Raw genomic sequence first — 23385 nt, 5'->3', positions numbered from 1 at the left:
TTCTAGAATGGCGCCATCAAGCCATTGCGAACGATCCATGAGCACTCCCATACGCCTGACGCAGTACAGCCACGGGGCCGGCTGCGGCTGCAAGATATCGCCCAAGGTCCTGGATGTGATCCTGGCCGGCAGCGGCGCGCAGCATCTCGACCCGCGGTTGTGGGTGGGCAACGCCTCGCGAGACGATGCGGCGGTCTACGCGCTGGACGACGAGCGCGGCGTGGTGTCGACCACGGATTTCTTCATGCCCATCGTCGACGATCCCTTCGATTTCGGCCGCATCGCCGCCACCAACGCCATCAGCGACATCTATGCGATGGGTGGCGATCCGCTGCTGGCCATCGCCATCCTGGGCTGGCCGGTCAACCTGCTGCCGCCCGAGGTGGCACGCGAGGTGGTGCGCGGCGGCCGCGCGGCCTGCGACGCGGCGGGCATTCCGCTGGCGGGCGGGCATTCGATCGACGCTCCCGAGCCGATATTCGGGCTGGCCGTGACCGGCGTGGTGGACAAGGCCCGGCTCAAGCGCAACGACACCGCCACGGTGGGCTGCAAGCTGTACCTGACCAAGCCGCTGGGCATCGGCATCCTGACCACGGCCGAGAAGAAGGCCAAGCTGCGCCCCGAAGATGTGAACCTGGCACGGGACTGGATGTGCACGCTGAACCGGCCGGGCAGCCGCTTCGGCCGGCTGGCCGGGGTCCAGGCCATGACCGACGTCACCGGCTTCGGCCTGCTGGGCCACCTGGTGGAGATGGCCGACGGCAGCGGCGTCAGCGCCCGCGTCGAGTTCGCCAAGGTGCCGCGCCTGCCGGGCGTGGAGCACTATCTGGCCGAAGGCTGCGTGCCAGGCGGCACGGGCCGCAATTTCGACAGCTATGGCCAGCGCATCGCCCCGCTGGGCCAGGATCGCATCGACTTGTTGTGCGATCCGCAAACCAGCGGCGGCCTGCTGGTGGCGGTCGCGCCGGGGGCCGAGGACGAGTTCCTGGCGGCCGCCGCCGAATCCGGGCTGGCGCTCGAGCCCATCGGGGAACTGGTCGAGCGGCGCGACTACGCGGTCGAAGTGGTGTGATGCAAGGCGACATCGACGACTATCGCGCGCTGTTCCTGCGGGGCACGCCCCTGATGGATACGCGCGCGCCCATCGAATTCCGCAAGGGCGCTTTCCCGGGCGCGATCAACCTGCCGCTGATGACCGACATCGAGCGGCAGAAGGTCGGCACCTGCTACAAGCAGCAGGGCCAGGAGGCCGCGATCGCGCTGGGCCATCAACTGGTGCGTGGCCAGACCAAGGCCGAACGGGTCGAGGCCTGGGCGGCCTTCGCCCGCGCGCACCCCGAGGGCGGCCTGTACTGCTTCCGCGGCGGCCTGCGTTCGCAGATCGCCCAGCAGTGGCTGCGGGACGAGGCGGGCATCGCCTATCCGCGCGTGGTGGGTGGCTACAAGGCCATGCGCGGCTTCCTGATGGACACGCTGGAGCGCGCCGTGGCCGAGTGCGGCTTCGTCGTGCTGGGCGGCATGACGGGCACGGGCAAGACCGATGTGCTGCGGGCGCTGGACCATGCCCTGGACCTGGAGGGCCATGCCCATCATCGCGGATCGAGCTTCGGCAAGCACGCCACCGGGCAGCCGCCGCAGATCGGCTTCGAAAACGAATTGGCGATCGATGTCCTGAAGAAGCGGGAAGCCGGCCATGCCCGCTTCGTCCTGGAGGACGAGAGCCACGCGATAGGCAGTTGCAGCGTGCCGCTGGGCCTGTTCCAGGGCATGCAGGAATATCCGGTGGTCTGGCTGGAGGACAGCCTGGAGAACCGGGTGGAGCGCATCCTGCGCGACTACGTGGTCGACCTGTGCGCCGAGTTCGTGGCCATCCATGGCGAGGAGGCGGGCAGGGAGATGTTCGGCCAGCGTCTGCGGGAAAGCTTGGACAACATCCGCAGGCGGCTGGGTGGAGAACGGCACCAGCGTCTCGCGGCGATCATGGATGCCGCCCTGGCCGGGCAGGCGCGAGGAGACAGCGTCGAGCCGCACCGAGCCTGGATCGAGGAACTGCTGACCGGCTACTACGATCCCATGTACGTCTACCAGCGCAAGCTGAAGGCGGCGCGTATCGTGTTCACGGGCGACCAGCGCGCGGTGCTGGATTATTTGCGGGATCACGCGAGGGCATAGCGGGCGCTGCCCGTTCGGGAGCTGCGATGCACAAGAGCCGGTTGGGAAACATCGTCATCGACTGCAAGACTGGCGACCTGCTGTCGGAGGCCCGCTTCTGGAGCGCCGCGCTCGGGTGCCCCCTGCCCGCGGAGATCGATCCGGACGGGCGCTACATCCAGCTCGTGACCCGGCCCGGGGACGTCCAGGTCATCATCCAGAAGGTCGATCACGAAGCACGGGCCCATCTCGACATCGAGACCGATGCGGTCGAGGCAGAAGTGGCGCGCCTGGAAAACCTCGGGGCCGTCGTGGTGTCCCGCAAGGAGGCCTGGGTGGTCATGCAGGCGCCCAGCGGACACCGGTTCTGCGTGGGCAAGCCTTACCGAGGCGGATTCGAACAGGGGGCCAGCGTCTGGGATTGACGGCATGATCGCGTCCTAGGGTTTTCACTGATCCGCCAAGTTGTCGATTTTTGCGCTTCCCACTCGTCGTAGGCATGTAACCACCCTGACGAAAGGAGATTCACCATGGCTACCGGTACCGTCCGACTCCACCGTGTCCTGCGCGCCACCCCCGAGCGAGTCTATCGCGCCTTCGTCGAGGCCGATGCGCTGGCGAAGTGGCTGCCGCCGTATGGCTTCACCTGCCAGGTCCACCACCTGGAGGCCAAGGTAGGCGGGACATTCAAGATGTCCTTCCGGAACTTCACGACCGGCAATGCGCATTCCTTCGGCGGCGAATACCAGGAACTGGTTCCGTTCCAGAAGATCCGCTATACCGACAAGTTCGACGATCCCAACCTGCCGGGGGAAATGGCGGTGACGGTCGTGTTGAAGCAGGTGGCCTGCGGCACCGACCTGGACGTCGTGCAGGCCGGCATTCCCGAGGTCATTCCCACGGAGATGTGCTACCTGGGCTGGCAGGAATCGCTGCTCCAGCTGGCCAAGCTGGTCGAGCCGGAAATCCCGGATTGAGCGGATCAGCGCGTTTTCATCAGGTGCTGCGCCAGCGCGTGGTAGGCCGGTAGCGACGTCGGATCGTTGGCGGCGTTGCCCGCCACCGGATGCGACGCGAAGCGCGCGATCACCATTTCCGCCTTGGGATCGATGTAGATGGCCTGCCCGTGCACGCCGCGCGCGGCGAAGGCGCCGTGCGCGTTGTGCGTGACCCACCACATGTCGCGATAGGTCCAGCCCGCCAGCAGCGTGTAGCCGGCCTGGGCGAAGTCCGCCGGGGCGCCGCCGCGCCGGATGTCGGCCACGGCGGCGGCGGGCAGGATCTGCCGGCCGTTGAAGACGCCATTGTTCCGGATCATTTCGCCGAAGCGCGCCAGGTCGCGCAGGCCCGTGTTCAGGCCGCCGCCCGCGAACGGCGTGCCGGTCGAGTCGACCGTCATGTAGGCATCCTGCTCGGCGCCCAGCCGGCTCCAGATGCGGTCGGACAGCAGTTGCGCCACCGATTTGCCGCTGGCGCGGGCCAACACCCAGCCCAGCGCGTCGGTGTTGGCCGTGCGGTAGTGGAAGGCCGCGCCGTGCCTGCCCTCGGGTTTCACCGTTTGCAGGAATTCGTAGTAGCTGCGCGGCCCGGTGTAGTCCTTGGGCTTGGGCAGCGGGTTGCCGGCGGCCGCGTGGGCCCAGACCTCGGCGTCGGGGTCGGCGTAGTCCTCGCTGAAGCGGATGCCGGTCGTCATGTCCATGAGCTGGCGCACCGTCGCGTCGCCGAAGGCGGACGAGGCCAGCTCGGGCACGTACTCGGCCACCTTGCGCGACGGATCCAGCGTGCCTTCGGCCGCGAGCATGGCGGCCAGCGTGCCGATGAAGGATTTGGTCACCGACATCGCGCCGTGCTGGCCCTGGGGGCCGAGCACGCCGAAATAGCGTTCGTAGACGATGCGCCCTTTGTGCAGCACGACGATGCCGTCGGTGTAGTTGGCCTTCAGCGATGCCTGCCAGGTCATGGTCCGGCTCGAACCCAGCGGCTGGAAGACCACGCTGTCGATGTCGTCGCGCAAGGCCCGCGGCAGCGGCGTGGGGGCGTCCAGGCCGCGCGAGACGTTCACCGTGGGCATCAGCTGCCGGAAGTGCGAGACGCTCCAGCGCATCGCGGGGAAGCGGAAGTAGGAGCCGTCATCGAAGCGCAGGACGCGGTCTGGCGGAGGCGGCGAGCCGACCATCCAGCCCAGCCTGGCAGGGTCGCTGGCATCGGCGTCGGGGTAGGTGGGCGAGGGAGCGGCGGCCAATGCGGTACCGACGGCTACCAGGGGCAGCAGGGCGGCCAGAACGGCCGCGCATGGCCGAGGTCGTGTGTCCATGTGGCTTCCTCGCTTCTGCTCCGGAGAACGTGGTCTCACTGTAGCAGCATGCCGCCGCGAGAAAGATCAGTCCTCCGGCCGCAGATGCGGGAACAGGATCACGTCGCGGATGCTGGGGCTATCGGTCAGCAGCATCACCAGGCGGTCGATCCCGATGCCGCAGCCGGCCGTCGGAGGCATGCCGTATTCCAGCGCGCGGATGTAGTCCGCGTCGTAGTACATGGCTTCCTCGTCGCCGGCGTCCTTGGCCTCGACCTGCTTGCGGAACCGCTCCGCCTGGTCCTCGGCGTCGTTCAGTTCCGAGAAGCCGTTGGCGATCTCGCGGCCGACCATGAACAGCTCGAAGCGTTCGGTAATGCCCGGGCGGGAGTCCGAGCCGCGCGCCAGCGGCGACACTTCCACCGGGTAGTCGATGATGTAGGTCGGCTGCCACAGCTTGGCTTCCGCCGTTTCCTCGAACAGCGCCAGTTGCAGCGCGCCCAGGCCGGCGCGGGCCAGCGGCGGACCGTCCACGTGGGCGCCCAGCCGCTTGAGTTCCGCGCGCACGAAGGCTTCGTCGTTCAGTTGTTCGTCGGTGTAGCCGGGCTCGGCGTACTTGTGGATGGCCTCGGTGATGGTCAGGCGGTCGAAGGGTTGCGACAGGTCCACCTCGCGGCCCTGGTAGGTCACCTTGGCGCCGCCGGTGGCATCGACGGCGGCCTGGCGGATGAGCTGTTCGGTGAAGTCCATCAGCCAGCGATAGTCGCCGTAGGCCGCGTAGAACTCCATCATGGTGAACTCGGGGTTGTGCCGGGGGCTGACGCCTTCGTTGCGGAAGTTGCGGTTCAGCTCGAACACGCGCTCGAAGCCGCCCACGATCAGGCGCTTCAGGTAGAGCTCGGGCGCGATGCGCAGGTACATGGGCATGTCCAGCGCATTGTGGTGGGTCGTGAACGGCTTGGCCGCGGCGCCGCCGGGGATGGCGTGCAGCATGGGCGTTTCCACCTCCAGGAAGCCCGCTTCGGTCATCAGGCGGCGGATGGAGGCGATGGCGCGGCTGCGCGCGACGAAGGTGTTGCGGGTCGACTCGGTCATGACGAGATCGACGTAGCGCTGGCGATAGCGCATCTCCTGGTCGGAGATGCCGTGGAACTTGTCGGGCAGGGGCCGCAGCGACTTGGTCAGCAGCCGCACTTCGGTGGCCTGGATGGACAGTTCGCCCTTGTTGGTCTTGAAGACCTTGCCGCGCACGGCCAGGATGTCGCCGATGTCCCAGTGCTTGAAGGCGTCGTAGGCCTGGTCGCCCACCAGTTCCTTGCTCAGGTAGATCTGGATGCGGCCGGTCGAGTCCTGCAGGGTGGCGAAGCTGGCCTTGCCCATCACGCGCTTGAGCATCATGCGGCCGGCGACGCTGGCGGGAATGCCGGCGGCCTCCAGCGCTTCCTTCTCGGTGCCGTCGTGCGCCGCGTGCAGCGCGGCCGCGCGGTCGGCGGGCACGAAGTCGTTGGGGAAGGCCGGCCCGGCTTCGCGCAGGCGGGCGAGCTTGGCGCGCCGTTCGGCGATGATCTGGTTTTCGTCTTGCGCGGGTTCGTTGGCGGTGGGCCGGTTGTCGGTCATGATGGCTGTCGGGGTCGGTAATGTCGGATGTCGTCGATGTCGGTGCGACGACCGAAGTCGTCGCGTTGCCGGCGTCGGTCAGACGCCCTGTTTCAGGCTGGCTTCGATGAAGGGATCGAGATCGCCGTCCAGCACCTTCTGGGTGTTGGAGATTTCGACGTTGGTACGCAGGTCCTTGATGCGGCTCTGGTCCAGCACGTACGAACGGATCTGGTGGCCCCAGCCCACGTCGGTCTTGGAGTCTTCCAGCTTCTGCTGCTCGGCCATGCGCTTGCGCATCTCGAGTTCGAACAGCTTGGACTTCAGCATCTGCATGGCTTCGGCGCGGTTGCGGTGCTGCGAACGGTCGTTCTGGCACTGCACGACGATGCCCGTGGGGATGTGGGTCATCCGTACCGCGGAGTCGGTCTTGTTGATGTGCTGGCCGCCCGCGCCGGAGGCGCGGAAGGTGTCCACGCGGATGTCGGCGGGGTTGACGTCGACCTCGAAGGAGTCGTCGACTTCCGGATACACGAACACGCTGGCGAACGAGGTGTGGCGGCCGCCGGACGAATCGAAGGGGCTCTTGCGCACCAGGCGGTGCACGCCGGTCTCGGTGCGCAGGTAGCCGAAGGCGTATTCGCCCTCGATCTTGATGGTGGCGGACTTGATGCCGGCCACTTCGCCCTCGGACTCTTCCATCAGCTCGGCCTTGAACCCCTTGCGCTCGGCGTACTTCAGGTACTGCCGCAGCAGCATGGAAGCCCAGTCCTGCGCCTCGGTGCCGCCGGCGCCGGCCTGGATGTCCAGGAAGCAGTTCAGCGGGTCGGCAGGATTGGCGAACATGCGGCGGAATTCCAGTCCGCCCACTTTTTCCTCGATTCCCGAGGCATCGCCGACGATGGACTCCAGCGTGGCGTCGTCGTTGTCGGCGGCGGCCATCTCGAACAGCTCGGTGGCGTCGCGCAGGCCGGTGTCGATCTCGTTGATGGTCAGGACGATCGTTTCCAGCGCTTTCTTCTCGCGGCCCAGGTCCTGGGCGTGCTTGGGATCGTTCCAGACGTCGGGGTTTTCCAGCTCGGCGTTTACGACCTGCAGGCGTTCATCTTTGACATCGTAGTCAAAGATACCTCCGTAGATCCTGGGTGCGAGCAGCCAGGTCCTGCAGTTGGGCTTCGAGTTGGTTGAGGCGTTCTGCTTCCATGCTGAATTCCAGGTGATTTTTCGCGTAACCCGCTATTTTAACGTAGGCCGGGCATTCGCCGGCGGGCCGCGCGCGGGATTCAGCGCGCCGCGTCCTGCCCGTGCTCGATCACCAGTTGGACGGACACCATGCCGTTCCAGTTGTTCAGCGCCAGGCGGTAGGCCAGGTCCACGGCGGGCGGCAGGGCGTCGGCATGGCCGAACCAGATCGCGTCGAAGCGCTGGCTGCCGCGTTCCAGCGCCAGCTTCAGGTGTTTCTCGCCCACTACTCGCTGGTTGCGGACGACGAAGGCGTCGACGAACACGGGAGCCGGGAACCCGGATCCCCAGACCTGCTGGTCCAGCAGGGTGGCGACCTCGGCGTTGGCGTAGTCGGTCTCCAGCGAACCGTCGGTTTCCAGCGCCGGTTCGAAGCGGCTGCGGCCCGTCAGTTCGCGCACGGCGGCGTCGAAGGCCGGTGCGAAGGCGGCGAAATCCGCCTCGTGCAGGGTCAGGCCGGCGGCCATGGCGTGGCCGCCGAACTTGCGGATCAGGCTGGGGTAGCGCTTGGAGACCAGATCCAGCGCGTCGCGCAGGTGCACGTCGGGCACGGAGCGGCCCGAACCGCGCAGTTCGCCGTCGCCGGCCGGCGCGAAGGCCAGGGTCGGGCACCAGAAGCGGTCCTTCAGGCGCGAGGCCACCAGGCCCACCACGCCCTGGTGCCACGAGGCGTCGAACACGCACAGGCTGGCGGCCGAGGCCGCGGGCAGCGCGTCCAGCGAGGCCAGGGCCTGATCGCGCATGCCGGCCTCGATCTCGCGGCGTTCGCGGTTCATGGTGTCGAGTTCGCGCGCCAGCTTCAGGGCCTCGTCCTCGTCGTCGGTGACCAGGCAGCGTATGCCCAGGCTCATGTCGGCCAGTCGGCCGGCGGCGTTGATGCGCGGACCCAGGGCGAAGCCCAGGTCGAAGGTGCTGGCCTCGCGGGCCTGGCGGCCGCTGACCGAGAACAGCGCACGCAGGCCGGGCTGCATGCGGCCGGCGCGTATGCGTTTCAGGCCCTGCGCCACCAGCAGGCGGTTGTTGGCATCCAGCCGGACGACGTCGGCCACGGTGCCCAGGGCCACGAGGTCGGTCAGGGCGTCCAGCCTGGGGCCGCTGTCGCCACCGAAGGCGCCGCGCTGGCGCAGCTCGGCCCGCAGCGCCAGCAACAGATAGAAGATGACGCCGACGCCCGCCAGGTGCTTGGACGGGAAGCCGCAGCCGGGCTGGTTGGGGTTGACGATGGCCAGGGCCTCGGGCAGGACGTCGCCGGGCAGGTGATGGTCGGTGATCACGACCTGCATGCCGGCCTCGCGCGCCGCCGCCACGCCGTCCAGACTGGCGATGCCGTTGTCGACGGTGATCAGGATGTCGGGCTTGCCGGCCGGATGGGCGCAGGCCAGGTCGACCACCGCCGGCGACAGACCGTAGCCGGTCTCGAAGCGGTTGGGCACCAGGAAGTCCACCACGGCGCCCATGGCGCGCAGGCCGCGCAGGCCCACGGCGCAGGCGGTGGCGCCATCGCAGTCGTAGTCGGCCACGATCAGCAGCCGCTTGCGCGCGGCGATGGCGTCGGCCAGCAGCGCGGCCGCGCGGCCGGCGTGGGTCAGCAGCGAAGGGGCCAGCATGGCCTGCCAGTCGGGCGCCGTTTCCTGCGGCGCGGCCACGCCGCGCGCCGCCCACAGGCGGGCCAGGAGGGGATGGATGCCGGCCAGTTCCAGGCGGCGCCGGGCCGCCGGATCGGGTTGACGGGTCAGGATTCTTGGGGCAACCACCAGCGTTTCCAGTCGTGTCGGGGGGTGGGCAGCCAGCGCAGCAGGGCGGGCCGCCGTTCCAGGTTCAGGGTGACCAGCCGTTCGCGGGCCGGCAGCACCAGGGTCAGTTGTCGCAGGGTGCCGGCGCGCAGGGCCGCGTCGGCCGGGGCGAACCAGTCGCGATCCAGCCGGGCGGCGGCGTCCAGCCAGGTGCGCCAGTCGTCGGTGCGCTCGGGCAGGGCCAGGTCGTCCAGCTCCACCAGCGCGCCGGGCCGGATCGCCGCGGCCGCATCGACGGGGCGCAGCCAGGGCAGGCCGTCGCGTTCGGCCAGCGCGCGCAGCCAGGGCGCGTTGCCGGCCACCAGCGAGGGCCGGCCGGCGGGCCAGTCCGGCCGCCACGGCGCGGCACCGCCGTACAGCCACAAGGCGTTGACCGGGACGAGCCCCCGCGCTTCGCGGTCGGCGTTCACCGGCGTCTCGTGCCAGTGCATCTGGATTTCGTTGACCAACTTGCGCCAGGGCCGGGCCTCGGGCGTGCGCGGCCACCAGGCATCCAGCGCGGCGCCCGTCACGGCGTCCGGCGTGCCGGTGTGCCGGGCGACGCCTTCGGGCAGGTCCAGGCGCCAGCGGCGCGGGCCGATGCCGCGGGCCGCCGCGCCATGCGCGTCCAGCGCGGGCTGGGCCGCGGCCAGCAGCGCGTCGCTTTCGCCTTGCGTCGTGTCCAGTTCGCCGGAGTCGGTCAGGACCAGGCCGTCGCGGCCGACCTGCACATGGGCCAGGTCCGCCAGCCAGACGGGGCGATCGGCTTGGGCGTCGTTCGCCAGCAGGGGCGCGAGTCCCGCGCCGACCTTGCCGTCAGGCGGCCGGTAGCCCGCGCGATGCAGCCACCAGTATTCGCGCGACGTGCAGCCCGCCTCGAAGGGGTCGAAGTCCTGCTGGACGGGGTGGGCGGCGCCCAGCCACGCGACCAGCGTGCGCACGGCGGGCTGGTCCGCCAGCTGCCGCGCCAGTTCGGGCGCGATGGCGGCATCGGTCAGCAGGCCGGGAAGCAGCAGGGTCAGGGCGGAGGGCGAGGCGGGCACGGCGGTCGGATCCGGATGCGAGGGCCCGCGGGCGGCGGGCCGAATGGCCGGTATTGTAGGGGGTGGGGCGGAGGCGGTGCCGGCCGCCGCCTTCTGCCATAATACGCGCGTGCTCAAGATACCCTACGAATTCTGGATAGGCTGGCGCTATACGCGTGCCGGCCGCGGGCGGCGACGCGATCGCTTCATTTCCTTCATTGCCGCCAGTTCCATGGCGGGCATCGGCCTGGGCGTGGCGGCGCTGATCATCGTGCTGTCGGTCATGAACGGCTTCCAGAAGGAAGTGCGCGACCGCATGCTGTCGGTGCTGCCGCACATCGAGCTCTACCCGGTGGGGGGCGAGCGCGGCGCGGCGCTGGCCAACTGGCGCGAACTGACGGCGCAGGCCAAGAAGAATCCCGAGGTGCAGGCGGGGGCGCCCTACGTGGCGGCCCAGGCCATGATCGCCCGCGACCAGGTATTGCGCGGGGTGCAGGTGCGCGGTATCGATCCCGAGGCCGAACGCGACGTCTCCGACGTGGCCAAGAACATGGTGTCCGGGTCGCTGGACGACCTGAAGCCCGGCAGCTACGGCGTGGTGCTGGGTCGCGCGCTGGCCCAGGGCCTGGGCGTGGGGTTGGGCGATCCCATCCTGATGCTGGCCCCGCAGGGCTCGGTCACGCCCGCCGGCTTCACGCCCCGCATGCGGCAGTTCACCGTGGTGGGTGTGTTCGAGGCCGGCCACTACGAATACGATTCCAGCCTGGCCTTCGTGAACGTGGACGACGCGGCGCGGCTGTTCCGCGACAGCGGCATAGGCGGGGTGCGGCTGCGCATCGCCGACATGCAGAAGGCGCCGCAGGTGGCGCGCGACCTGGCGCAACTGCTGCCGCCGAACATCGCCGCCGCCGACTGGTCGCGCAACAACCGCACCTGGTTCGCCGCGGTGCAGACCGAAAAACGCATGATGTTCCTGATCCTGGCGCTGATCATCGCCGTGGCGGCCTTCAACCTGCTGTCCTCGCTGGTCATGGCGGTCAACGACAAGCAGGCGGACATCGCCATCCTGCGCACCCTGGGCGCCACGCCGGCCGAGATCGCCCGCATCTTCGTGGTGCAGGGGGCGCTGATCGGCGTCATCGGCACGCTGCTGGGCGTGGCTGGCGGCACGCTGATCGCCTACAACATCGATGTCATCGTGCCCGCCATCGAACATGCGCTGGGCATCCAGTTCCTGCCGCGCGACATCTACCTGATCACCGAACTGCCGTCCGATCCGCGCCTGTCCGACATCGTCACCATAGGCGTGACGTCGCTGGTGCTGTCGTTCCTGGCTACCCTGTATCCCAGCTGGCGCGCCTCGCGCCTGCAACCGGCGGAGGTGCTGCGCCATGACTGATCGCCGCGTGGTGCTGGAAGGGCGGGGCATATCCAAGACCTATGCCGAGGGCGGCGAGCGCGTCACCGTGCTGCGCGGCGTGGACCTGCGCGTGCGCCAGGGTGAAATGGTGGCCCTGGTGGGCGCCTCGGGCTCGGGCAAGAGCACGCTGCTGCACGTGCTGGGGCTGCTGGACCAGCCCAGCGCGGGCGAGGTCCTGCTGGACGGCCAGGCGGCGGCCCGTTTCAACGAGAAGCAACGCAGCCTGGCGCGCAACCGCAGCCTGGGATTCGTCTACCAGTTCCATCACCTGCTGGCCGAGTTCTCGGCGCTGGACAACGTCGCGATGCCGCTGATCGTGCGCCGCATGGACCGCGCACAGGCACGCCGTGCCGCAGCGGAAATGCTCGAGCAGGTGGGCCTGGGGCAGCGGGCCACCCACCACCCCGGCCAGTTGTCCGGCGGCGAGCGCCAGCGCGTGGCGCTGGCCCGCGCGCTGGTGACGCGGCCGCTATGCGTGCTGGCCGACGAACCCACCGGCAATCTCGACCGCCACACGGCGCGCGAGGTGTTCGGCCTGCTCAAGCGGCTGAACCAGGATCTGGACATGGCCTTCGTCATCGTGACCCACGACGCCGAGCTGGCGGCGCTGGCCGACCGGCAATTGAAGATGGCCGACGGCCTGCTGGCCGAGGAAGTTTCCGCCTAGGACGGCGAGACAGTAAAGTGGATCGATGCTGATCGATACCCATTGCCACCTCGATGCGGCCGAGTTCGGCCGCGACCGTTCGGACGTTGCCCGGCGGGCCCGCGCCGCGGGCGTGGCCGGCATCGTCATTCCCGCCGTGGGGCGCGACAATTTCTCCACCGTGCGCGACCTGGCCCATGCAATCCCGGGCGGTGCGTACGCGCTGGGCATCCATCCCATGTACGTGCGCGGCGCTGCCGACGACGACCTGGACCGCCTGCGCGACGCGGTGGCACGGGCCATGGTCGATCCGCGCTTCGTGGCCGTGGGCGAGATCGGCCTGGATTTCTTCGTCCAGGACATCGCCCAGGGCGAGCAGCGCGCGCGCCAGGAACGCTTCTACCACGCCCAGCTCAAGCTGGCGGCCGAGTTCGGCCTGCCCGTGCTGCTGCACGTGCGCCGTTCGCAGGACGTATTGTTGAAATACCTGCGGCGCGTGGAAGTGCCGGGCGGCATCGCCCATGCCTTCAACGGCAGCCGGCAGCAGGCCGACCAGTTCGTCGCGCGCGGTTTCGCGCTGGGCCTGGGCGGGGAAATGACCTATGAACGTTCGCGCAACATCCGCCGGCTGGCGGCCGCGATGGACCTGGCCGCGCTGGTGCTGGAAACCGACGCGCCCGACATTCCGCCGGCCTGGCTGCCGCGTGATGACCGGCGCAACGAGCCGGCGGAACTGCCGCGCATCGCCGCGGTGCTGGGCGAACTGCGCGGCCTGCCGGTGGCGGAGATCGCCTCGGCCACGTCGGCCAATGCGCGGCGGGTATTGCCGCGCTTGAGCGAGGCGCTGGCGGCCTGAGCGCCGCGCGGCCGCGTCCCGGACAGATTCATCCCAGCGGGGGCTGCGTGGCGGCCCCGGCATGCCTACCATCCTGGCCTTGGGCCGGAGGAAGGACATGCTGCGTTTTGCATTGGTGGCGTTCGTGCTGGGCACGGCGGGGGTGCATGGCCTGCCGGCGGTGCCATCGGCCTGGGTGTCGGTGCTGGTGGGCGCAACGGTGTTGGCGGCGTGTGCCGTGGGATGGCGATCGCTGCAACGACGCCGGCGGCCTCGCCGCGCGGCCGCCTTGCTCGCGCTCGCGGCTTTCACGGCGGGGGGCGGCCTGGCGCTGGCGCGCATCGACCTGCGTTTGCAGGACAGCCTGTCGCCGGCGCAAGAGAACGTGCCCCGGGAGCTGGACTATCTCGTCACCAGCCTGGCCACGGCCACGGCGACCGGCCAGCGTTTCGGGGCGAAGGTGCTGGACCCGCCGGCCGGCGTGCCCGAGCAAGTGCAACTGTCATGGTGGGGGAAGGACGCGGAGGTGGTGCCGGGCGAACGCTGGCGCGGCACCGTGGTGCTGAAGCGGCCTCACGGCAACCTGAATCCTCACGGCTTCGACTACGAGGCCTATTTGTTCGAACGCGGCATACGGGCAACCGGGTCGGTGCGCGGCCGTCCCGCCAAGGTGGCGGACGACCCCTACGCCAGTTTCGACGTGGCGGTGCAGCGGGTGCGCCATGCATGCCGCGCGGCCCTGCGCCAGGCCCTGGAAGGCAAGCGCTACGGCGCCGTGCTGACGGCCCTGGCGATGGGCGACCAGGCCGGCGTGGACCGGCGTGACTGGGACACCTTCAACCGCACGGGCATCACGCACCTGGTGTCCATCAGCGGCCTGCACGTGACCATGCTGGCCGCGCTGGCAGGGTGGGCGGTGCTGCAGGCCTGGAAGCGCTGCCGCTGGGGTGGCATCCGATTGTCCGAGCGGCAGCCCGCCCAGGTCGTGGCAGCCGGCGCGGCGCTGGCCGTGGCGTGGCTGTACTGCCTGCTGGCGGGGTGGGGCGTGCCGGCCCGGCGGACCTTCTTCATGCTGGCCGTGGTGGCGGGGGCGGCGGCATGGCGCGTGCCGGTGTCCGGTTCGCGCGTGCTGGCGCCGGCGGCGGCGCTGGTCTGCGCGCTGGATCCCTGGGCCCCGCTGGCGGCCGGGTTCTGGCTGTCGTTCGGCGCGGTGGCGCTGCTGATCCTGTGTGGCGGCGGGCGCTGGCGGCAACGCGATGAATCGGCTCCGGCCGCCGCATGGTCCGCGCGGCTGATCGCCCCGGTGCGCGAAGGCGCCCGGGCGCAGGCGGCGCTGACCGTGGGCCTGCTGCCCGCGCTGGCGCTGTTGTTCCAGCAGGTGTCGCTGGTATCGCCGCTGGCCAACGCCGTGGCCATCCCGATGGTCAGCCTGTTGGTCACGCCGCTGGCGCTGACGGCGCTCGCGCTGTGTGTCGTGCCGGGGCTGGCGCAGGCGGGCGCGGCCGCGGCGGCCGTCGCCCATGCCGTGTTCGAAGGGTTGATGGTGCCTTTGCAGTGGCTGGCCGAGACCCGGCTGGCGGCCGTCTCGCTGGCGGCGCCGCCCTGGCCGCTGTTCGCGCTGGCGCTGGCCGGCGTGGTCTGGGCCTTGCAGCCGCGCGGCCTGCCCGGGCGCTGGCTGGGGCTGGTGCTGCTGGTGCCCATGCTGGCCTATCGGCCCGAGCGTCCCGCGCCGGGCGAATGGCGTCTGGCGCTGCTGGACGTGGGGCAGGGCACCGCCATCGTGGTGGAGACGGCGCGCGCGACGCTGTTGTACGACACCGGGCCGCCCTATGGCGAGCAGGCCGATGCCGGCGGGCGCGTCGTCTGGCCCTATCTGCGCGCGCGAGGCATACGCCGGCTGGACCACGTGGTGGTGTCGCACGCCGACGCCGATCATGCGGGCGGCCTGCGCTCGGTGATCGCGGCCTTGCCCGTCGCGCGGGTGCATGCGTCCTACGATCTGGCGCCCGTGGACATCGGGCGGGCGGCTTTCGCGCGCTGCGCCGCCGGGCAGCGCTGGACGGTGGATGGCGTGGCGTTCGAGTTCCTGCATCCCGATTCCCCCGCGGGCGAGGTGCCGGCGCGTCGGCGCAATGCGCACAGCTGCGTGCTGCGGGTGCGCGGCGCCCATCACGCGGCCTTGCTGACGGGGGACATCGGCGCGGCCGAGGAAGCGGGCCTGGCGGGCGCCCGGGATCTGGCCGCCGATGTGGTGGCCGTGCCGCACCACGGGTCGCGGGGTTCGTCCAGTCCGGCGCTGGTCGCGGCCACGCGGGCCTCGCACGCCGTGGCGCAGGCGGGCTACCTGAACCGCTACCGCCACCCGCACCCCGACGCGCAGCGGCGGTGGCAGCGCGCGGGCGCCGTGTTCCACCGCACCGACCAGCACGGGGCGCTGGTGTTCACCTCGCAAGCCGGGGGGCTGCGGGTCGACCGCGAGCGCGAGTCCAGGCGCCGCTATTGGCACACCGCGCCGTGACGGCGGTGGCTACAATCCCGAGTCCGGCCCAGCAAGGAACGCCTTCATGAATCACGACGCCTCGCCCGACTCCCTCCAGCCCCGCCTGGAGTTCGTGACCTGCCTGAGCCCGGCGGGCCTGCATCGCATGGCGTACTGGGAGTGGGGGGATCCGTCCAATGACCACGTGCTGGTCTGCGCGCACGGCCTGACCCGCTCGGGCCGCGATTTCGACGCGCTGGCGCGGCGCATGGCCGGCCGCTACCGGGTGGTCTGCCCGGACGTGGTGGGGCGCGGCCGCTCGGACTGGCTCGTCAATTCCGCCTATTACACGGTGCCGCAATACGTGGCGGACATGATGCCGCTGCTGGCCCGGGTGCAGGCCGAGACCCTGCACTGGTTCGGGACCTCGCTGGGCGGCCTGATCGGCATGGCGCTGGCGGGCCTGCAGGCGTCGCCCATCGACAAGCTGGTGCTGAACGACGTGGGCCCGCATCTGGACCCGGCGGCGCTGTCGCGCATCGGGCAGTACGTGGGCAAGGCGCCGGCCTTCGGCAGTTTCGAGGAAGCACGGGCCTACGTCAGCACGGTATCGGCTTCGTTCGGCCCGCATACCGCGGAACAGTGGGACGAGCTGACGCGGCACGTGGTGCGCCAGGCCGATGGCCCGGCCGGTCCGTGGACCATGCACTACGATCCGGCCATCGCCGAGGCCTTCGCGGCCATGGACCCGGCCACGGCCGTCGCGGCCGAAGCCGCGCTGTGGCACGTCTACACCAACATCGAGTGTCCCATCCTGATCGTGCGCGGCGAACAGTCGGACCTGCTGACCCCGGACACCGTGGCGGGGATGCTCGCCCGCAACCCGCATGCGCAATACGTCGAGGTCGCCGGCGTCGGGCATGCGCCCACGTTCATGACGCCGGCGCAGCTGGATCTGGTGGACGGTTTCCTGCGCGACTAGCGGCCACCACGGCCTGCTATGCTTGCGGCTCCGAATCTGCTCCACAAAGAGGAAAACACCATGAGCATCGAGCGTTTCAGTGTCGGCAAGCGCATGTCCGAAATGGTCGTGCACGGCGGCGTGGCCTATCTGGCCGGCCAGGTAGCCGAGGATCCCTCCAAGGATCCGGCGGACCAGACCCGCCAGGTGCTGGCCGCCATCGACAAGCTGCTGGCCGCCGCCGGCACCGACAAGACCCGCATCCTGCGCGCGCAGATCTTCCTGGCCGACATCGCCGACTTCGCCGCGATGAACTCCGTCTGGGACGCCTGGGTGCCGGCCGGCCACACCCCCGCCCGCGCCACGGTCGAGGCCAAGCTGGCCGCGCCGGAATACAAGGTCGAGATCGTCGTCACCGCCGCGGTCTGATCCCGGTCTGCCCGGGCCGGACGCCGCCCGTTCAGCGGGGCAGCGCGGGCCCGGTTCCCAGCGGATCCTGCCGGTAGTACTGCGTCAGCAACGCATACCATTCGGGCATCGCGCGCCACAGCGGCTCGGGATGCACGAAGAACGCCTCGGAACTGACGGCGAAGAACTCGGCCTCGTCCGTGGCCGCATACGGATCCAGCGGCAACTGCGCATACCACTGATCCGCTTCCTCGGATTCCGGATCCACGTCGGGCGGGATGGCCGCCTCGATTTCCTCCAGCCGGGCCAGCAGGGCGTCGTAGCTGCGTTCCAGCACGCCGCGCCACAGCCTGGGCCGGATCCCCGCATGCGCGTGCAGGCTGGGCATGCCGTCGGCCTGACCGTATTGCAGGTCGAGTTTGTGGGCGAACTCGTGGATGACGACGTTGAAACCCGCCGGCCGCGCGAGGCCGGGGCTGGCGTCCTCCCAGGACAGCACGATGGGGCCGCCATCCCAGGCCTCGCCGGCGGCTTCCTCGACATATTCGTGCACCACGCCGTCCTCGTCCATGTCGGAGCGGGGGATCAGGAAGCCGCCCGGATAGACGATGACCTCGGACCACCCCTCGTACAGGCCCGGATCCAGGTACAGGATGGGCAGGCAGGCCTGTACCGCGATGGACAGGCGTATCTCGTCGGTCAGGACCTGGCCGGCCGCGCCGGTCATGGTCTTGCTGGCCAGGAACCACGCCGTCCGCGCCCGCAGTGCGTCGCGTTCGTCCTCGTTCAGGCGCGCGAGGAATGCATGCGAGGCCAGCGTTTGGGTCCATAATTCCGGATTGATGCGAGCCTGCATCTGCTCCACGCGGTGCTTCGATGCGCCGCGGGCAAACAGCCATCCCAACATACAATGAACTTCCCTGGTGGATAAGCGACTAGAGTACCGTGCCGGCGGCCAGGAAAGGCCGGCAGCGCCCCAAGTGTAAGACCATGAACTCATCCGCTCCCGAGACTTCCGCGACCGCGTCGGCGACCTTCGGTCCCGACTGGCAACAGGCGGCCAATGCCGGCCTGTCGGAGGCGGCGCAACTGGACTTGCAGAAGGCGCTCGAATGGTCGTTTCCCCGCTATGCGCGCGAACCGGCCGTGCCCGAGGGCGAGGGCTGGGCCGAGCACGCGGCCGGCGTGGTGGCGATCCTGGCGGGCTTGCAGGTGGACGGCCACACCCGCATGGCGGCGCTGCTGGCGATTGCCGTGGGCGACCGCGACGTCAGCGCCAATCCGCACAAGGATCCGGTCACGCTCCAGTTCGGTCCCGAGATCGGCAAGCTGGTGCACGGCTACCGTGCCCTGATCCGGCTGGGCCAGGTCACCCGCGACGCCAGCGATGCCTCGGCCGGCAGCGGCGCGCAGGCCGAGATGCTGCGCAAGATGCTGCTGGCCATGGCGGCCGACCTGCGCATCGTGCTGATGCGGCTGGCATCGCGCCTGCAGACCCTGCGCTGGCACGCCCAGCACAAGGTGCCGCTGCCCGAGGCGTTGTCGCGCGAGACGCTGGAACTCTACGCACCGCTGGCCAACCGCCTGGGTATCTGGCAGGTCAAGTGGGAAATGGAAGACCTGGCCTTCCGCTTCCTGGAGCCCGTCCGCTACAAGGAAATCGCCCGGCTGCTGGAGGAAAAGCGCATCGAGCGCGAAGCCTTCATCGCCGACGCCATCGCGCGGGTGCGCCAGGCATTGGCGGGCGCGGGCATTGCCGCCGACGTCACCGGCCGGCCCAAGCACATCTACAGCATCTGGAACAAGATGCGCAACCGGCGCCTGGATTTCGCCGACCTGTACGACCTGCGCGCACTGCGCATCATCGTCGAGGACATCCGTACCTGCTACACGGTGCTTGGGCTGGTGCACCATCTGTGGACGCCGGTGCCCGACGAGTTCGACGACTACATCTCGCGGCCCAAGCCCAACGGCTATCGGTCGCTGCACACCGTGGTCTACGACCACGACGGCCGGCCCTTCGAGGTGCAGATCCGCACGCGCGAGATGCACCAGTTCGCCGAATTCGGGATGGCCGCGCACTGGCGCTACAAGGAAGCGGGCGCCAAGGGCGGGCAGGTCAGCGCCGATTCGGAATACGACCGCAAGCTCAGCTGGATACGCCAACTGCTGGCCTGGAAGGCCGATGTCCAGGTCGACGACCAGATCGGACAGACGGCGCTCGACACGCTGGCCGACAACATCTACGTGCTGACGCCGCAGGCGCGGGTGATCGAACTGCCGCCGGGCGCGACGCCAGTGGATTTCGCCTACCAGGTCCATACGGATCTCGGGCACCGCTGCCGCGGCGCGCGCGTGGATGGCGCCATGGTGCCGCTGAACACGCGCCTGGCCACCGGCCAGACGGTGGAGATCATTGCCACCAAGTCGGGCGGGCCCTCGCGCGACTGGCTCAATCCCCAGCTGAACTACCTGGCCAGCCAGCGCTCGCGGGCCAAGGTGCGCGCCTGGTTCAACGCCATCGACATCCAGGAGCGCATCGCCCAGGGCCAGGGCATGCTGGAAAAGGAATTGCAGCGCCTGGGCAAGACCGCGACCAATCTCGAATCGCTGGCCCAGCAACTGGGCTTCGCGTGCGCCGAGGACTTGTACATCGCGCTGGCCAAGGACGAATTCAGCCTGCGGCACGTCGCGAGCGCCTTCGAGGCGCCGCCGCCCGATGCCGGTCCCGACCTGTCCGCGCTCACGCGCGACAGCCGGCCGGAAAGCGCGGTCCACGCGGGCAAGAGCGGCGTGCTGGTGGTGGGCGTCGATGCGCTGCTGACGCAACTGGCCAAGTGCTGCCGGCCGGCGCCGCCCGACCCCATCTCGGGCTTCGTGACGCGGGGCAGGGGCGTGTCCATCCATCGCTGCGATTGCAAGAGCTTTCGCTCGCTGGCCGCGCGCGAACCCGAGCGGGTCATCGACGTGACCTGGGGCGACACGCGCGACGCCGTCTATCCCGTGGACATCGTGGTGCTGGCCAACGACCGTCACGGGCTGCTGCGCGACATCTCGGAAGTCTTCGCGCGGCAACGCATCAACGTCATCGGCGTCAATACGCAAAGCAGGCAGGCCATCGCCCGCATGGTCTTCACCGCCGAGGTCGGCAACGGCGAGCACCTGGTGCGCGCGCTGGCGGGCATACGCGAAGTGCCGGGGGTGCTGGAGGCCGACCGGCGCTGATCCGGCCGGCCATGCAGCTCCGGTCGCGGCTTGCCTGGCGCTCAGGGCCTTTTCGACGGGGGATCGCCCACAGGGCGGTTGGGGGGGCAGAACTGGCCCGTCAGCAGGGCGTCGAGCACCCGCAGCGTTTCCTCCGGACAGCGGCCGACCTTCAGGTTGTTCACTGACACGTGCTGGATGGTGTTGTCCGGGTCGACGATGAACGTGGCGCGCAGGGCCACGCCTTCGCCGCGGTCGCGGATGCCTAGTTGGTCGACCAGCGCGCCCGCGCCGTCGGCGAACTGGTAGTGGTTCAGGTTCGCCAGCGCGGGCACGGCGCGGCGCCAGGCCAGCTTGGCGTATTCATTGTCGACGGACCCGCCCATCAGGACCGCGCCGCGCTGCGCCAGGGGCTCGGCCAGCGCGGCATAGCCCTCGATCTCGCTGGCGCAGATGTCGGAGAAATCCTTGGGGGTGAAATAGATGACCTTCCACTTGCCTGGAAACGAGGTCTCGCTCAGGGTCTCGAAGGCCGAGGCGCCGTTTTCCTCGGCCTCGTTGAAGCCTGGCTTGACGCCATGCACCTTGAAGGGTTCGAGCTTGGCTCCGATGGTTTTCATGCACGCTCCTCGGACAGCGCCGGCCTCGCGCGCCGGCGGCCGGGGCCGCCTACTTGGCGTCGACCGATTTTTGCGAGGAGGCCGGCAGGGTGATGCGGGCGGTCAGACCGCCGCCATCCCGGTTCAGGAGGTTTAGGGTACCACCTGCGCGTTGCAGCAGCCGCTTGACGATGGCCAGGCCCAGTCCGGCGCCGCCGGCGTTGGTCCGCGCATCCGAGCCCCGGGTGAAGGGGCGGGTCAGGCGGGGCACGTCCTCGGCCTTGACGCCGGGGCCGTGGTCGGACACGTCGATCAGCACGTTGCTGCCCTGGCTGCTGACGGTCAGGTCGATGTGGGGTGCTTCGCCCGGCTTGTGGCCGTAGCGCCGCGCGTTCTCGAGCAGGTTGCCGACCACGCGCTGCAGGTCGGGGGCGGCGATGCGCGCCCACTGATTGGGGGTGATCGTGACCTGCAGCGAACCGCCCAGCGTCTCGGTGTGGCTGCATTCGCGCTCGACCATTTCGGACACGAGTTCGGAAATATTGGTGTTGCGGTCGGGCGCGCTGGAGGGGCGGGCATATTCCATGAACTGCCCGATGGTGCGGTCGATCTGGGCCAGGTCCTCGTCCACGGCGTCGCGGCTGGCTTCGGAAACGCCGCTCAGCTCGATCTCCAGCCGCAACCGGGCCAACGGTGTGCGCAGGTCGTGCGAGATGCCCGCCAGCATCAGCGCGCGGTCCGCCTCGGCGCGGTCCAGTTCCTCGACCATGCGGTTGAAGTTGGTGTTGACCCGGCGGATTTCCTCGGGGCCGCTTTCCGGCAGCGGCGTCGGGGTCTCGCCGCGCGACAGCGCCAGCGTGGCCCGCGACAGGCGCGACAGCGGCCGGTTGACGAAGCCGACGATGACCGCCGCGCCCAGCAGCGACAGCAGCAGCGCGGCCGCGCCCCAGCCCAGCCATTCGACGCCGGGCACGCGTTCGGCGCGGTCGCGCTCGACCACCATCCAGTAGTCGTCGTCGTCGATGGAGAAGCTGACCCACAGGCCGGGGATGCGGTTGACTTCCCAGGCCACGATGGTTTCGGGCCCCAGGCGGTCGATCACCTGTTCTTCCACCCGCTGCAGGACCTGGCGGTCGGGCAGGCGGACGGTGATGTCATCCTTTTCATGGGGATAGATCTGGATGCCTTCGTTGGTGGCCAGGTCCAGAAGCAGATAGCGGCGTTCCTGCGGCGCGGAATGGATCAGGGCGGCGCGGGTGATGTTGACGACGGTGACGATCTGCTGGGCCACCTGCTGCGCGCGCGGTTCGACCTCCATGCTGCGGAAAGCCTGGAGCCATGCTGCCAGGCTTGCCGTCATCAGGACGGTAAGCAAAAGGAAGGTCCGGCTGAATAAACCCAGCCTGGACGCGACGCGCAGGGCGACCGACATGAATGCCTACGAGCGGATCAACTGCCCCCATCGGGCACGAATACGTAGCCGAGGCCCCACACAGTCTGGATGAACACGGGCTTGGCCGGATCGGGCTCGATCAGCTTGCGCAGCCGGGAGATCTGCACGTCCAGGCTGCGATCGAAGGCTTCGTATTCGCGGCCGCGCGCCAGTTCCATCAGCTTGTCCCGCGACAGCGGGATCTTGGGATGGCGGGCGAAGACCTTGAGCACGGAGAATTCGCCCGTGGTCAGGGCCACGGGTTCGTTGTCGCGCGTCAGGGTGCGGGTCGCCAGGTTCAGCACGTAGGGGCCGAACGTAACCGATTCATTGTCCTGGCTGGGCGCGCCGGGATGCTCTTCCGGACCCCGGCGGCGCAGCACCGCGTTGACGCGCGCCAGCAGTTCGCGGGGATTGAAGGGCTTGGGCAGGTAGTCGTCCGCGCCCATCTCCAGCCCGACGATGCGGTCGACATCCTCGGCCTTGGCCGTCAGCATGATGATGGGCGTGCTGTCGCGGGCGCCGCGCAGGCGGCGGCAGATCGACAGGCCGTCCTCTCCCGGCAACATCAGGTCGAGCACGAGCAGGTCGAAACGCTCTCGCTGCCAGAGCTTGTTCATGGTCTGGGCGTTTTCCGCGACCCAGACGGAGAAGCCCTGTTCGGCAAGGTAGCGGCGCAGCAGATCGCGCAGCCGCACGTCGTCGTCGACGACGAGGATTTTCTTGGGGGCGTTGGCTAGTGACATGGCGCGAATGTAACGGAGGAGTTTGTATCAATCCAGGGAGGGACATTGGTTGTTACATAAATGCCCGTTTGGTCACGCAGGCATCTATGACGCTGTCATGGGTACATCGTATGATTGAAACGTGAACAAAGTATTCGACTCCACTCGTACGGCAGGCTCCAGCGCGGCGATCATGCTGGGTGGGCTGTTCGTGATGATAACGGTATTGGCTGGTGGCGCGGCGATCGGCCAGGTCCGCGACCCCCGCGCAGCGCTGCCCCGTGCCGACGCGGTACGCCCCGTCGACCCCGCCTCCGGCGGATTCGCCGGCCAGGTCGAAAGCGCGGTTTCACGGGCCGACGAGCAGGTCGATGCGGCGCGCGCGGCCAACGTGCCCCCGGCGGGACAGTCCGGCGTCGTGCGCGCCTCCATGGATCCCTGGGCAGGTCCGGTCAGCCAGGACGAACGGCGGGTCGGGCCGCGCAAGCTGTCTTCCGAGGAAAGGGTGCTGTTGCGGCAGGAAATCCGCCGTGCCAGCGAAGAAGTGTACGAACCCTATCGCAAGCACAAGCACTGAAAACCGGGTGCAGATCCCGGTAT

21 protein-coding genes are annotated in these 23385 nt (G+C 69.3%); 12 read left to right on the top strand and 9 right to left on the bottom strand.

Annotation, left to right across the window (positions count from 1 at the left end; translation table 11 throughout):
* Positions 1-37 precede the first annotated feature (37 nt).
* From selD to EGT29_RS15030, 4 genes are all read left to right on the top strand, one after another.
* Entirely contained in the window at positions 38-1072 is a 1035-nt protein-coding gene (gene selD / locus EGT29_RS15045) for a selenide, water dikinase SelD (protein WP_124689748.1), read from the top strand.
* Positions 1072-2172, top strand: a complete 1101-nt coding sequence (gene mnmH, locus EGT29_RS15040) for a tRNA 2-selenouridine(34) synthase MnmH (protein ID WP_124689747.1) — start codon at positions 1072-1074, stop codon at positions 2170-2172. The genes selD and mnmH overlap by 1 nt, the downstream gene beginning before the upstream one ends.
* A 26-nt stretch (positions 2173-2198) precedes the next feature.
* Positions 2199-2576 (top strand): VOC family protein, encoded by a 378-nt coding sequence (locus EGT29_RS15035; protein ID WP_124689746.1) that lies wholly within the window; start codon positions 2199-2201, stop codon positions 2574-2576.
* Between the two features lie 105 nt (positions 2577-2681).
* A complete protein-coding gene (locus EGT29_RS15030; protein WP_124689745.1) occupies positions 2682-3128 on the top strand; it encodes an SRPBCC family protein in 447 nt (148 codons plus the stop codon).
* A gap of 5 nt (positions 3129-3133) precedes the next feature.
* Here EGT29_RS15030 and EGT29_RS15025 read toward each other — a convergent pair whose 3' ends face one another.
* The 5 genes from EGT29_RS15025 to EGT29_RS15005 all read right to left on the bottom strand — a co-directional run bounded on the left by EGT29_RS15025 (position 3134) and on the right by EGT29_RS15005 (position 10097).
* Positions 3134-4465, bottom strand: coding sequence for a serine hydrolase (locus EGT29_RS15025; RefSeq protein WP_124689744.1), 1332 nt, complete (start codon positions 4463-4465; stop codon positions 3134-3136).
* 66 nt (positions 4466-4531) lie between these two features.
* Positions 4532-6061: a lysine--tRNA ligase gene (gene lysS / locus EGT29_RS15020; RefSeq protein ID WP_124689743.1), complete on the bottom strand. Its 1530-nt coding sequence runs from the start codon at positions 6059-6061 to the stop codon at positions 4532-4534.
* A gap of 78 nt (positions 6062-6139) precedes the next feature.
* Positions 6140-7244, bottom strand: a protein-coding gene (gene prfB, locus EGT29_RS15015) for a peptide chain release factor 2 (protein ID WP_124689742.1) whose coding sequence is annotated in 2 segments (ribosomal slippage) — positions 6140-7162 and positions 7164-7244 — 1104 coding nt in all. Because the reading frame shifts where the segments join, the coding sequence is not laid out codon by codon here.
* Positions 7245-7323: 79 nt separating this feature from the next.
* Complete coding sequence (gene recJ, locus EGT29_RS15010; protein ID WP_124689741.1) at positions 7324-9036, bottom strand: single-stranded-DNA-specific exonuclease RecJ; 1713 nt, start codon at positions 9034-9036, stop codon at positions 7324-7326.
* Positions 9015-10097 carry a hypothetical protein gene (locus tag EGT29_RS15005; protein WP_124689740.1) on the bottom strand — a complete coding sequence of 361 codons (1083 nt, stop codon included), beginning with the start codon at positions 10095-10097 and terminating at the stop codon, positions 9015-9017. The genes recJ and EGT29_RS15005 overlap by 22 nt, the downstream gene beginning before the upstream one ends.
* 109 nt (positions 10098-10206) lie before the next feature.
* Here EGT29_RS15005 and EGT29_RS15000 point away from each other — a divergent pair, with 109 nt between their 5' ends.
* From EGT29_RS15000 to EGT29_RS14975, 6 genes are all read left to right on the top strand, one after another.
* Positions 10207-11475: a lipoprotein-releasing ABC transporter permease subunit gene (locus EGT29_RS15000; protein ID WP_238159997.1), complete on the top strand. Its 1269-nt coding sequence runs from the start codon at positions 10207-10209 to the stop codon at positions 11473-11475.
* A complete protein-coding gene (locus tag EGT29_RS14995; protein ID WP_124689738.1) occupies positions 11468-12163 on the top strand; it encodes an ABC transporter ATP-binding protein in 696 nt (231 codons plus the stop codon). The genes EGT29_RS15000 and EGT29_RS14995 overlap by 8 nt, the downstream gene beginning before the upstream one ends.
* A gap of 25 nt (positions 12164-12188) precedes the next feature.
* Positions 12189-12998, top strand: a complete 810-nt coding sequence (locus EGT29_RS14990; RefSeq protein ID WP_124689737.1) for a TatD family hydrolase — start codon at positions 12189-12191, stop codon at positions 12996-12998.
* A gap of 97 nt (positions 12999-13095) precedes the next feature.
* Entirely contained in the window at positions 13096-15495 is a 2400-nt protein-coding gene (locus tag EGT29_RS14985) for a DNA internalization-related competence protein ComEC/Rec2 (RefSeq protein ID WP_124692372.1), read from the top strand.
* 46 nt (positions 15496-15541) lie between these two features.
* A complete protein-coding gene (locus EGT29_RS14980) occupies positions 15542-16438 on the top strand; it encodes an alpha/beta fold hydrolase (protein ID WP_124689736.1) in 897 nt (298 codons plus the stop codon).
* A gap of 60 nt (positions 16439-16498) precedes the next feature.
* Positions 16499-16846, top strand: coding sequence for a RidA family protein (locus tag EGT29_RS14975; RefSeq protein ID WP_087837422.1), 348 nt, complete (start codon positions 16499-16501; stop codon positions 16844-16846).
* A gap of 31 nt (positions 16847-16877) precedes the next feature.
* Here the strand turns inward: EGT29_RS14975 and EGT29_RS14970 are convergent, their stop codons facing one another.
* Positions 16878-17732 (bottom strand): zinc-dependent peptidase, encoded by an 855-nt coding sequence (locus tag EGT29_RS14970; RefSeq protein WP_124689735.1) that lies wholly within the window; start codon positions 17730-17732, stop codon positions 16878-16880.
* Between the two features lie 83 nt (positions 17733-17815).
* Between EGT29_RS14970 and EGT29_RS14965 the strand changes: the two genes are divergently transcribed.
* Entirely contained in the window at positions 17816-20050 is a 2235-nt protein-coding gene (locus tag EGT29_RS14965) for a bifunctional (p)ppGpp synthetase/guanosine-3',5'-bis(diphosphate) 3'-pyrophosphohydrolase (protein WP_124689734.1), read from the top strand.
* A 41-nt stretch (positions 20051-20091) separates the two neighbouring features.
* Here EGT29_RS14965 and EGT29_RS14960 read toward each other — a convergent pair whose 3' ends face one another.
* The 3 genes from EGT29_RS14960 to ompR are packed head-to-tail and all read right to left on the bottom strand — an operon-like array spanning position 20092 to position 22806.
* Complete coding sequence (locus EGT29_RS14960; protein ID WP_124689733.1) at positions 20092-20649, bottom strand: redoxin domain-containing protein; 558 nt, start codon at positions 20647-20649, stop codon at positions 20092-20094.
* A gap of 49 nt (positions 20650-20698) precedes the next feature.
* Positions 20699-22060, bottom strand: a complete 1362-nt coding sequence (locus tag EGT29_RS14955; protein WP_124689732.1) for an ATP-binding protein — start codon at positions 22058-22060, stop codon at positions 20699-20701.
* A gap of 17 nt (positions 22061-22077) precedes the next feature.
* On the bottom strand, positions 22078-22806 hold the full coding sequence (ompR, locus tag EGT29_RS14950; protein ID WP_087779290.1) for a two-component system response regulator OmpR: 729 nt from the start codon (positions 22804-22806) through the stop codon (positions 22078-22080).
* A gap of 121 nt (positions 22807-22927) precedes the next feature.
* Between ompR and EGT29_RS14945 the strand changes: the two genes are divergently transcribed.
* Positions 22928-23362 carry a hypothetical protein gene (locus EGT29_RS14945; protein ID WP_124689731.1) on the top strand — a complete coding sequence of 145 codons (435 nt, stop codon included), beginning with the start codon at positions 22928-22930 and terminating at the stop codon, positions 23360-23362.
* The last annotated feature ends 23 nt before the right edge of the window (positions 23363-23385 follow it).

Source organism: Pigmentiphaga sp. H8, from assembly GCF_003854895.1.
Classification (GTDB): domain Bacteria; phylum Pseudomonadota; class Gammaproteobacteria; order Burkholderiales; family Burkholderiaceae_B; genus Pigmentiphaga.
Note: the sequence above shows the minus strand (reverse complement) of the source record. Positions and strands in the feature narration are given on the sequence as shown.